Origin of the sequence: Microbacterium sp. 4NA327F11, from assembly GCF_005503465.1 — a bacterium.
Lineage (GTDB): Bacteria > Actinomycetota > Actinomycetes > Actinomycetales > Microbacteriaceae > Microbacterium > Microbacterium ginsengisoli.
The window spans coordinates 163745-174432 of the sequence record NZ_SCOB01000004.1 but is presented as its reverse complement, the minus strand read 5'-3'; the positions used below and the strand labels follow the sequence as shown (position 1 = coordinate 174432).

Below are 10688 nucleotides of genomic sequence, written 5' to 3'. Positions count from 1 at the left end.
CTCAACAGTCGCCCCCGGAAAGCTCTCGAATGGGACACCCCGGCCGAGCGCTTCGCTGCTTTACTGGACAGCAAATAACTCAGACCGTTGCGACGATCGCTGGAATCCAAGCGCGGGAAGGCTGGGTCTACTGCGCCGCTGTCATGGACGCCTACAGCCGCCGCATCATCGGCTGGTCCATCGACTCCAAGCAGGACACCGCGCTGGTCATCAACGCGCTCGACATGGCTATCCGGAATCGTCGTCCAGCACCGGGCGGGATCGTGGATGCGGATCACGGAACGCAATTCACCTCCTGGCTCTTCGGGGAGAGGATCCGCTCCGCAGGACTCCTGCCCTCGTTCGGATCGGTCGGCGACGGGCTGGACAACGCGATGATGGAAAGCTTCTGGTCATCCATGCAGATCGAACTGCTGAACCGGAAGAAGTGGAAGACGAGAGTCGAGCTCGCCAACGCGATCTTCGAGTACATCGAGATCTTCCACAACCGTCAGCGCCGACACTCCGCCCTCGGCTACCGCACCCCGATCGAATACGAGACACTCGAAATCAACGACATCCCCGCCGCCAGTTAGCGACCCCGACTGGCACCAAACTCGTGGGGCAGGTCACAGTTGTCACCAGTTCGTTCCTCACGCCCCCCGGTTCGCCGGGGGTTTCGTCGTTCACGGGCGGGACCTCGCCGAACGCTCAAGGGGACGTCGACGACCGAGGGTCCAACACCAGAACGTCACCCGGATCGATGTGATACGACGTGCCGCCGCTCCCGGGAGTGGAAGCGGCCGGCGTCGGTGCCGACCGCCGCGGGTTCGACTGCGCGTCGGACGGTGTGACGGCGTGCGGAGATTGCCCGGGCACCGCCACTGCACCCACCATGCGCGTCGCCGTGTCGATCGCGGCCGGCACCATGGGAATCGTGAGCGATGCCAGCCCGATCACCACCAGGCCTCACGTCACCCAGACCATGACGTGCATCCACCGATGCCGCCGGCGGGGTAGCGTGTCGGCAGCACGCTCCGCCCCCCCGAGAGGACCCCGCCGATGTCCGACACCACGTGTCACGTCTCGATCTCGCTTGACGGGTTCATCGCCGGTCCGAACCAGTCGATCGATGCGGGATTGGGGGAGCGGGGCATCGAGCTGCACCGGTGGCACATCGGCGACCCCCGGGCGAACGAGGCCGACGCGGTCGCCGCGGGCTGGCTCATGCGCCCGAGGGGTGCCTACGTGATGGGTCGCAACATGTACGCCCCGTCGCGCGGTGCGTGGGTCGACGAATGGAGCGGATGGTGGGGCCCCGAACCGCCCTACCACGCACCCGTCTTCGTGCTCACCCACCACCCGCACGAGTCGATCGTGATGGAGGGCGGCACCGTCTTCCACTTCGTCACCGACGGGTTCGATGCCGCCTATGCCCGGGCGGTCGAGACGGCGGGTGACCTCGGCGTCGACATCGCCGGCGGGGCATCCACTGTTCGTCAGGCTCTCGAGGCGGATGTCATCGACGAGCTCACCCTCGACATCGCACCCGTGTTGCTGGGGTCAGGGGAGCGCATCTTCGAGGGTCGCGAGACCTTCGGGTTCGAACCCGTCGAGGTGCTGCACTCGCCGCTCGCGACCCACATCCGCTACCGCCGCGTCGGCTGAGCGCCCGACACGACGTCAGCGTGTGGCCACCAGCCCGTCGCGCTCGTCGGCGGCGAAGTGCGTCGACCGTCGGAACGGGGCGGCCAGCGTCGCGCCGATGTCGCGACGGTGCGCGATGAGGAGTCCGACCGCGATGAGCACCTGCACGGCGCTGAGCACGTAGCGCCCGGTCGTGTCGGTGACGAAGAACTGCACCGCGAAGATCGCCGCCAACGCGATCGCCGACCAGCGGTGGAACCGCAGGCCGATGATGATCGCCACCCCCATCACCGTCTGCGTCCCGGTGAGCACGAACTCCTCGACCTGGCGAGCGTCGAGGCCGAGCTCACTGCCGCCGCCACCGAGGTAGTGCGCGATCGGGAGGGACCCGACCAGCAGGCTCCACTGGTTGATCTTCGAGGCGATGAGCGTCGCGATGGCGGCGGCACCCATGCCGCGCAGCGCGAACATCACGGCGACGATGAACTCGGGTGCCTCCGACGCCAGCGGCGCCAGCCACTGCACGAGGAAGTAGCTGTCGAATCCTAGCGAGACACCCGTGTCGACGAGGCTCGTCGCGAACGGCTCCGCGCACGCCAGGATGATCGCCGCGGCGACCACGAACAGTGAGATCACGACGGCTCGACGCCGGCCGGTCGGGAGGTCCGCGATCAGCGCTGCGGTGCCCACGAACTCCTCCTCGCCCTCCGAGTGGATGCGTCCCGATCGCCACAGGTAGACGGCGAACACCGCGATGAGCACGACGCCGAACCAGATGGGGATGGCACCCAGCACCGGGATGGCGAACGCGATCACCGCGAGGATGGCGAGGAAGCCGACATCGAAACGCGCCGCACGCGGAAGCGGAAGGAACGCGCGTCGGGCCGGGTCGCGCCGGGGGAGTGAACGGTTCGCGACCGCGATCGCGACGATCACGACAAGAGGCCAGCCGAACCCGAGCAGCAAGCGGTTGGAGCCCGTCATGTTCGCCGCGGCGTACTGCTCGTACGCCGGGTCGAAGCCCGAGCGGTAGGCGTAATAGAGATCGACGGCATACTCGGGCAGCACGGCGATCAGGGCGAGGATCGCGATCGCGAGCCCGCCGGAGATGTCCTTCTGCGCGGACTCCGCGGCCCACGCCAGCAGGAACGACGACGCGACGACCGCGGCGCCGAAGACCACCATGTCGAGCAGCGGGCTGGGCGCGAATCCGGTCGCGCGGAACACGATCGCCGGGGCGGCGATCGCCAGGCACAGGGCGATCTTTCGGATGAGGGCGGGGGGCATCGAAGACTCCTCGATCGGGCAGGCCGAGAGGACGCGGTGACGCAGACACTCCGGCCAGGGACATGGCCGAAGGTCTCGTTCGCTCCGCGGACGGAGTGGCCCGCCGGATCGGATCACCGTGAACCGATCAGTATGTCGACGCAGCCGCGAGGAACTACTCCCCTTCGCTCCCTCCACCCTGACGGGCGCCGCCCCGCGCGAGCAAGCTGAGAGCGGAAGTCTCACGCTTTCGGGTTTCCGAACACGTTTCGGCCGCCCGAAGCGACGAGCGGATGCCGCGGCATCCGCTCGCGTGTCCGTCGGCGTGACGCCGTGCGTCGCGTCAGTCGGCGATGTGCACGCCGTGCGCCGCGGCGAAGGCGGCGGCGTGCTGCTCGACCTGACGGGTCGAGAGGGTCGACCCGCGCAGGGCCCGCGGGTCGGTGAACGCGAGCGCATCGAGTCCGCGCAGGTCGAGGTCGGTGCCCGTCAGGCCGCGCGTGTCGACCTCGTCGACGCGGCAGGAGTCGAAGGTCACGCGGGTGAGGGTCGCGTCGGGGAGGTCGAGCGTGCCGATCTCGCAGTCGACGAATCGCACGTCGGCGAGTTCGGCGGACGGCAGCGAGAGGTAGCCCACGCGGATGCCGCGCAGCGTCACGCCGTCCCAGGCGGCGCGTAGGCCGTCGAGGGTGCCGATGCGTCCGCCCGTGAGGGCGACGTTGCGCCACCGGGCGTCGCGCAGCCGCAGCTCGACGGCGCGCAGGTCGTCGACGACGACATCGGTGAACGTCGTGCCGGTCGCGTCGAAGAGCGCCACGGATGCCGCCTCCACCCGCGACTCGACGAGTCGGGCGTGCGCGGCGAGCACATCGTCGGCGAGCCCGGTGATCCGGGCCGCGAGGAGGTCATCGCGTGGGGAGAGTCCGCCGGCCTCGTCGAGGTCGTCGGGAACGTCCGGCGCGCTGTCGCGTGGGGGAGCGGGGGTGTCGCGCCGGGCCATGGGGGTCAGCCTAGACGCGCCCCCTGCGGGCATCGCACCCGCTCGCCGCAACCGCCCGGCGTTCACCGCGCCGGGGCGGCGCTCGCCGCGAGGAGGGCGAGCTTGTCGGCATCCGCCGTGCCGGGCTCGGCGTGGTAGATCACCAGCATCATGCCGTCCGTGCCGGGGATCGCAAGCTTCTCGCGGTCGACCGTGAGTGCGCCCACGCTCGGGTGCGCGAACGTCACCGTCGCCCCTTGGCGCATCCGCACGTCGTGGCGCGCCCAGAGCCGCCCGAAGACAGGACTCGCAAGCGACAGCTCCCCGACGAGTGCGATCACGCGCGGGTCGTCGGTGTCGGCGCCGATCGACTGCCGGAACCCCGCAACGAGGCCCGCCGCGGCCTCGTCCCAGTGCGGGAACAGGTCGCGCTCGGCGTCGTCGAGGAAGAAGTCCCGCAGCCGGTTGCCGCCCACCGTGAGACGTGGCGAGAGTGCGGCGGCGAGCGGATTCGCGGCCAGCACGTCGAGGCAGCGCCCCTCGACGAACGCGGGGAACGGCACCTGGGCGACGAAACGCAGCGTGTGAGCGGGCACCACCTCCGCGCGTCGACGGGTGCGCACCGCGTGGGGCCGCGGCATCCCGATCTCGTTCAGGTGGCGGGCAGCGTCGGCATCCAGCCGCAGCACGCGTGCGAGCGCGTCGAGCACCTGCGGCGACGGATGCCGGTCGCGGCCCTGCTCGAGCCGCAGGTAGTAGTCGGCGCTGATGCCCGCGAGCATCGCGACCTCCTCGCGTCGCAGCCCTGCGACTCGCCGCACCCCGACCACCGGGATGCCCGCTTCATCGGGGGTGATGAGCTCGCGCCGGGCGCGCAGGAATGCGCCGAGTCGGTTCTCGTCATCGCCCATGCTGCGAGAGTACGACGGATGCCGCGGCCGATCCTGGTCCCGTCATCCCCAGGATCGTCAGGGCACTGGTGATGGCCGCCGTGCGCGCGCACGATGGAGCCATGACCGCCCCCTCTCCTCTCGTCGTCGTCACCGGCGGTGCCGGGTTCATCGCGTCGCAGTGCATCGCGCAGCTTCTCGCCGCCGGCTACCGCGTGCGCACCACCTCCCGCTCCCTCGACCGGGACTCCGCCCTGCGTGTGCAGCTCGCGCGGCTGGGCGCGGCATCCACCGACGGCCTCGAGGTGGTCGCCGCCGACCTCACCGCCGACGACGGCTGGGACGCCGCGCTCGCCGGGGCGGCCTTCGTGCTGCACGTCGCGTCGCCCGTCCCTCACGGTGCGCCGCTCGATGACGACGCCATGATCGCCGCCGCCGTCGACGGCACCACCCGCGTGCTGCGCGCGGCGCTCCGTGCCGGGGTCTCCCGTGTGGTGCTGACCTCGGCCTTCCACGCGATCGGCTTCGGCCGCGGGCGTACCGACCACCTGTTCACCGAGGCGGACTGGTCGCCGCTCGACGGCCCCGGCATGGACGCCTACGGGCGCAGCAAGGTGCTCGCCGAACGCGCCGCGTGGGAGATCGTCGGCGAGACCGGCCTCGAGCTCGCCGTCATCAACCCTGTCGCGGTGCTCGGGCCCGTGGCATCCGATTCGCTCTCGGGCGGAAACGCGATGGTGCGGCGTCTGCTCTCCGGAGGGATGCCGTCGGCCATCAACCTGTGGCTGCCGATCGTCGACGTGCGCGACGTCGCCGACGCGCACCTGCGGGCCATGACGACCCCGGATGCCGCGGGCCACCGCTTCCTCCTCGCGAGCGGCGAGGGCCTCACGTTGCCGCAGGTCGCGCGCGTGCTGCGCGAGGAGCTCGGAACGGATGCCGCACGCGTGCCGACGCGCACGACGCCGAACTGGCTCGTGCGGCTCGCCGCGCGACGCAAGCCGGAGCTGCGCGGCGTCGCCGCCGACCTCGGTCACGTCAAGCGCATCGACGCATCCGCCGCCGGCCGAGTGCTCGGCTGGAGCGCACGCCCGGCGCGGGAGACTGTCGTCGACGCGGCCCGCAGTATGATCGCGGCGGGACTCGTCGCACCTCAGTGAGCGGGGATGAGCCCCAGGTGCCCGAAGAAGCCGGCGAGGCCGTGGCGCAGGCCCCAGCGCACCGTGTTCCAATCGTGGCCGGTGCCGGGTGAGATGAGCACGTCGGTCGCGATCGCGGCGGCGCGCGCCCCCTCGGCCAGTTTTCGCGCCGCCGTCACGAAGAGCGGATCCTGCTCGCCCGCGACGAACGTGACGCGAGAATCCCGGAACGGACCGTGCGCGTGCATGAGCGCAAGCGGATGATGCCGGGCGTACTCGGTCGCTGAGCCCCGGAATGCGATCTTGACCGTATCGGCTCCGATCGTCGGCACGAGCTCGCTCGAGATCGCGAGCGCCGAGGCGAAGACATCTGGATGCGTGACGGCGAACTGGGTGGAACAGGTGGCGCCTTCGGAGAAGCCGAGCACTCCCCAGGCGAGCGGGCTGCTGCTGACGCGGAAGTGCGACTTCGCCCATGCCACCACGTCGGTCGCGACATACGTGTCGACATTCCCGAGCGTCGAGTCCACGCACATCGGATTCGACGACGGGGCACCCAGCTGGTCCGGAGAGATGACGATCGGCGCGAACCCGTGGTGCGCGGCGGCGAAGGTGTCCAGCACAGTGGCGAGGCCGCCGAAGGTGAAGAGATCCGACGGGCTCCCGGGCTGGCCGGAGAAGGCGAGCACCACCGGGAGCACCGGCGGGTGCGCCGTCAGGGCCGCGGGTGGCAGGTAGATCGTCGCGGGCCGCGCGGCGAAGTGGGAGACCGTCGCCGGGATCGTGGCCGACACGACCGCGCCGGCCGCGGGCACCGGGGCCCCTCCCGCGGCGGTCGACACGTAGTCGGTGCCCACGGCCTCGACCGAACCGTGCTCTCCGGAGGCGACATCCGCCAGTGCGGGTGGTGCCGGACGCCCCCACAGATCGGCGACGGTGGGGTAGACGCCGAAGACCGCGTTCACGCCGAGGGCTGCGGCCGTGATCGCGGAGACCGCCGCCGCGGCGCCTGCGAGTCTGTGCCACCATCGTGCGCCCGCGATCGCGGCCACGCCGACCGCGAGACCCGCGACCGCGACGACGACCCAGGCTCTCCCGGCGAAGGGGACGGCGACACCGACCCCCGGCCCAAGGTCGAGGAGGGCTGTCAGGGCGAGCGCGGCGGCGAGGACTGAGCCGGCGATGGTACCCGCGGCGACCAGTGCGGCGCGACGCGAGCGGCGGCGAGCGAGAGCCACCACACCGAGCAGGACGGAAAGCATCAGGACCGTCCCCGAGACCGCCGAGTCCACCAACGACATGCTCGCCAACCACGACGGGAGCGTGAGATGCGCGGGCACGACGCGAGCGTACGTCGGCGCGGCTATCAGCCCGACGTGATCCCGCTGGGAACTCACCCGACACACTGACCCGCAGACGACCGCGGCGCCCGACCCTCGTGAGAGGACCGGGCGCCGCAGCATCCGCTCTGTGTGTCAGGAGCGCGAGGTGCCGCCCGACCGCAGACGCGAGACGGCGTCGACGGTGGCGGCCAGGATCAGCACGCCACCCGTGACGAGCAGGTTGATGCCCGCCGGCAGGCCCAGCAGGCCGAGGCCGTTGGTGATCATCGCGATCACCAGGGCGCCCAGCGCGGCGTGGATCAGGCGACCGCGTCCGCCGAAGAGGCTGACACCGCCGACGACCGCCGCGGCCACACCGCTCAGCACGATGTCGCGGCCCGCGGTCGCGTCGACCGAGCCGATGCGCGCGACGTCGAACAGCTGCGACAGCACGGCGAGACCCGAGCAGACCACGAACGCCGACCACTTCACCCAGCGCACCTTGATGCCCGAGCGGCGGGCGGCCTCGGCGTTGCCGCCGATCGCGTAGATGTAGCGGCCGAACTTCGTGCGGTCGAGCACGAACGTGCCGATCCACAGGATCGCGAGCACGACCGGAACGATCACGGGCACGCCCGTCACCGCACGCACCGACTGCGAGCGGTCGAGGCTGAGGAAGTACACCGCGACGCCACCGAGCACGAGGATGACGGCGAGCTTGATCCACACGAGCGAGATCGCGCGGTTCGGCACGCCGGCGCGGGTGCGACGTGCACGATCCCAGAACGCCGTGACCGCCGTGATGACCAGCACCACGACCAGCAGCGCCCAGCCGGCCCAGATCGGCATGTTGCTGTTCTGGATGTCGCTGAGGAACTGCACGTTCATCTGGTACAGGCCGCCCGACCCGATGATGATGAGGGCGAGGCCCTGGTAGCCGAGGAACAGACCCAGGGTCACGACGAACGACGGGATGCCGACCCTCGCGACGAAGAATCCGATCAGGGCACCGGTCGCGATGCCCGCGGCGAAGCCGATGAGCAGCGCCGGGATCCACGGCACGCCCACCCGGTCGTTCAGCACGACGAACAGGGCCATCGAGACGCCACCGGTCACACCGGCCGACAGGTCGATCTCACCCAGCAGCAGCACGAACACGAGGGCCATGCCGAGCATGACGAGGCTCGCCGCCTGGTTGAGGAGGTTGGCGAGGTTGCCGGTCGTGAAGAAGTAGGGGCTCAGGAACGAGAACAGGATGGCGAGCACGATGAGCCCGCCGAGCGCCGGGAGTGCGCCCATCTCGCCACCGCGCACCCGCTGCCACCAGGCAGCGACCTGGTCGCCGAGGCCGCCTTCGACCCCGCTGCCGATGAGGTCGCCGGCGACCGGGTCGGGTGCGGCGTTCGTCCGCGTCGTGCTGCTCATGCGTTGCCGCCTTCCACAGAGATGGTCGAGGTCCCCACGAGCGGAACGTCGCTCTTGGAACCGGTGATGTAGGCGACGACTTCGTCGCGGGTGGTCTGCGACGTCTCGAGCTGCGCGACGAGCTGGCCGAGGTAGAGCACGGCGATGTCGTCGGCGACCTCGAACACGTCGGCGAGGTTGTGGGAGATGAGCACGACGGCGACGCCCTGCTCGGAGAGGCGCTTGACGAGGTTCAGCACCTGCTCGGTCTGCGCGACACCGAGCGCCGCGGTCGGCTCGTCGAGGATGACCACGCGGGCCTTCTTGAGGACGGCGCGGGCGATCGCGACCGTTTGGCGCTGACCGCCCGAGAGGCTCGACACCTTCTGGCGCACCGACTTGACCGTGCGCACGGACAGGGAGCGCAGCGTATCTGAGGCCTCCTTCTCCATGCGACCCTCGTCGAACGTGCCGGCGCTGGTCTCCTCGCGGCCGAGGAACATGTTCTGCACGATGTCGAGGTTGTCGGCGAGCGCGAGGTCCTGGTAGACGACCTCGATGCCGAGGGCGGCGGCCTCGCGCGGGCTGTGCAGGTCGCGGTGCTGGCCGTCGATGCGCACGTCGCCGTCGTCGTAGGGCTGCACGCCCGCGAGGCCCTTGATGAGCGTGGACTTGCCGGCGCCGTTGTCGCCGACGAGGGCGGTCACCTTGCCCGGGTGCACCTTGAGGTTGACACCCTTGAGGACGTTGACGGGGCCGAACGACTTCTTCACGCCCACGAGTTCGATGATCGGATCTGGCATGGTGCCTTCTTTCGAGAGTGTCGGACAGCGCGCGGAAGGCGCCGCGTCAGGTGACGCGACGCCTCCCGCAGGCGTGATTACTTGACGCCGTACTTCGTGCAGGCGGCCTGGAGCTCGGCCGTGTTGCAGATGTCCGACGCGGAGGCGTCACCGGCGCTCACGACGGTCTCGACCGTTGTGGCGTCGACCGACTTCGGCGTGACCGAGATGTAAGGCGTGCCATCGGCGAGCTTCTGGTCGGCGGTGACGGTCTGGCCGTTCAGGAGGGCGACGGCGACCTTGACGGCGGCGTCGGCCTCATCCTTGACGGGCTTGTAGACCGTGCCCGACTGCCATCCGAGGAGGATGTTCTGCAGACCCACGACGCTCGCGTCCTGGCCCGAGACCGGGATCTGACCGGCCTGGAACGAGTTCTTGAGCACCGAGATCACACCGGCGGCGTTGGTGTCGTTGGCGACCCACACCGCGTCGACCTTGCCACCGAGCGAGGTCAGCGCCTGCTGGAAGTTGGTGGCCGACTTGGACTGGTCCCAGACACCGGCGGGCTCAGCGGCGGGCTTGATGCCGGCAGCCGACATGGCGTCGTTCGCACCCGTGCGGAACATGGCCGCGTTGTTGTCGGTCGGGTCGCCGCCCATGTAGACGACCGTCGAGGAGGCCGGGTCCTTGCCCAGCTTCTTGAGGCCGTCGACGATCATCTGACCCTCGAGCTTGCCGACCTGCACGTTGTCGAAGGACACGTAGTAGTCGGAGCCGGTGAACGAGCGGTCGTAGGCGATGACCGGGATGCCCTGGGCCTTGGCCTTCTTGGCGACGCCCACGGCTGCGCCCTGGTAGTCGGTGAGGATCATCACGCCGCAGCCCTGGGTGAGCTGCTGGTCGGCGATGGTGGCGTACTTGCTGGTGTCACCCTGGGCGTTCTGCACGTCGGCGGTGAAGCCGGCCGCCTGCAGACCGTCGGTGAGGTACTTGCGGTCGAAGTTCTCCCAGCGCGGCGACGACGCCGAGTCGGGGAGGATCACACAAGCGCGCTTGCCGCTTGCCGCAGCCGAGCCGCTGCTCGAGCTGCTGCTCGTGCCGGAACAGCCGGCGAGGAGCATCGCTCCGGCGCCCACGACTGCCGCCGCGAGCAGGATCGAAGACTTCTTCATCATGTGCCTTTCGTCGTTGAAACAGCAGAACCAGCGTTCGGGTGCTGATCGCTTCTCGATCTTTATGACTTCAAGCCTTGAAGTCAATCCGTGAAGATAACGCTTCGG

11 protein-coding genes are annotated in these 10688 nt (G+C 69.9%); 4 read left to right on the top strand and 7 right to left on the bottom strand.

The annotated features are described in order from the left end of the window. Together FFS51_RS04545 and FFS51_RS04540 are read left to right on the top strand one after the other, a co-directional pair. A partial coding sequence (locus tag FFS51_RS04545; RefSeq protein ID WP_249352654.1) for an IS3 family transposase occupies positions 1–575 on the top strand: 575 nt, incomplete at its 5' end. 466 nt (positions 576–1041) lie between these two features. Continuing rightward, positions 1042–1647, top strand: a complete 606-nt coding sequence (locus tag FFS51_RS04540) for a dihydrofolate reductase family protein (RefSeq protein WP_137877648.1) — start codon at positions 1042–1044, stop codon at positions 1645–1647. A gap of 15 nt (positions 1648–1662) precedes the next feature. Here FFS51_RS04540 and FFS51_RS04535 read toward each other — a convergent pair whose 3' ends face one another. The 3 genes from FFS51_RS04535 to FFS51_RS04525 all read right to left on the bottom strand — a co-directional run bounded on the left by FFS51_RS04535 (position 1663) and on the right by FFS51_RS04525 (position 4782). Beyond that, positions 1663–2913, bottom strand: coding sequence for a calcium:cation antiporter family protein (locus FFS51_RS04535; protein ID WP_137877647.1), 1251 nt, complete (start codon positions 2911–2913; stop codon positions 1663–1665). A gap of 322 nt (positions 2914–3235) precedes the next feature. Then, positions 3236–3892, bottom strand: coding sequence for a pentapeptide repeat-containing protein (locus FFS51_RS04530; protein ID WP_056519368.1), 657 nt, complete (start codon positions 3890–3892; stop codon positions 3236–3238). A gap of 62 nt (positions 3893–3954) precedes the next feature. After that, positions 3955–4782 carry a helix-turn-helix domain-containing protein gene (locus FFS51_RS04525; RefSeq protein WP_137877646.1) on the bottom strand — a complete coding sequence of 276 codons (828 nt, stop codon included), beginning with the start codon at positions 4780–4782 and terminating at the stop codon, positions 3955–3957. Positions 4783–4883: 101 nt separating this feature from the next. Here FFS51_RS04525 and FFS51_RS04520 point away from each other — a divergent pair, with 101 nt between their 5' ends. Then, positions 4884–5921, top strand: coding sequence for an NAD-dependent epimerase/dehydratase family protein (locus FFS51_RS04520; protein ID WP_137877645.1), 1038 nt, complete (start codon positions 4884–4886; stop codon positions 5919–5921). On the opposite strand, the gene FFS51_RS04515 is transcribed toward FFS51_RS04520, so the two are convergent. From FFS51_RS04515 to FFS51_RS04500, 4 genes are all read right to left on the bottom strand, one after another. Then, positions 5915–7240, bottom strand: coding sequence for an alpha/beta hydrolase (locus FFS51_RS04515; RefSeq protein ID WP_171006101.1), 1326 nt, complete (start codon positions 7238–7240; stop codon positions 5915–5917). The genes FFS51_RS04520 and FFS51_RS04515 overlap by 7 nt on opposite strands. 135 nt (positions 7241–7375) lie before the next feature. Beyond that, positions 7376–8647: a sugar ABC transporter permease gene (locus tag FFS51_RS04510; protein ID WP_045247781.1), complete on the bottom strand. Its 1272-nt coding sequence runs from the start codon at positions 8645–8647 to the stop codon at positions 7376–7378. After that, positions 8644–9429, bottom strand: coding sequence for an ATP-binding cassette domain-containing protein (locus FFS51_RS04505; RefSeq protein WP_045247782.1), 786 nt, complete (start codon positions 9427–9429; stop codon positions 8644–8646). The genes FFS51_RS04510 and FFS51_RS04505 overlap by 4 nt, the downstream gene beginning before the upstream one ends. A gap of 77 nt (positions 9430–9506) precedes the next feature. Beyond that, complete coding sequence (locus FFS51_RS04500; RefSeq protein WP_235559331.1) at positions 9507–10451, bottom strand: sugar ABC transporter substrate-binding protein; 945 nt, start codon at positions 10449–10451, stop codon at positions 9507–9509. Positions 10452–10461: 10 nt separating this feature from the next. Between FFS51_RS04500 and FFS51_RS14885 the strand changes: the two genes are divergently transcribed. Beyond that, the gene (locus FFS51_RS14885; RefSeq protein WP_235559329.1) at positions 10462–10674 is read left to right on the top strand and encodes a hypothetical protein; all 213 of its coding nucleotides are present in this window, start codon (positions 10462–10464) and stop codon (positions 10672–10674) included. Positions 10675–10688: the final 14 nt, after the last annotated feature.

Bases quoted from the DNA above. Each gene is read 5' to 3' on its own strand.
- FFS51_RS04540 (WP_137877648.1), top strand. From the start codon at position 1,042: ATGTCCGACACCACGTGTCACGTCTCGATCTCGCTTGACGGGTTCATC.
- FFS51_RS04535 (WP_137877647.1), bottom strand. From the start codon at position 2,913: ATGCCCCCCGCCCTCATCCGAAAGATCGCCCTGTGCCTGGCGATCGCC.
- FFS51_RS04530 (WP_056519368.1), bottom strand. From the start codon at position 3,892: ATGGCCCGGCGCGACACCCCCGCTCCCCCACGCGACAGCGCGCCGGAC.
- FFS51_RS04525 (WP_137877646.1), bottom strand. From the start codon at position 4,782: ATGGGCGATGACGAGAACCGACTCGGCGCATTCCTGCGCGCCCGGCGC.
- FFS51_RS04520 (WP_137877645.1), top strand. From the start codon at position 4,884: ATGACCGCCCCCTCTCCTCTCGTCGTCGTCACCGGCGGTGCCGGGTTC.
- FFS51_RS04510 (WP_045247781.1), bottom strand. From the start codon at position 8,647: ATGAGCAGCACGACGCGGACGAACGCCGCACCCGACCCGGTCGCCGGC.
- FFS51_RS04505 (WP_045247782.1), bottom strand. From the start codon at position 9,429: ATGCCAGATCCGATCATCGAACTCGTGGGCGTGAAGAAGTCGTTCGGC.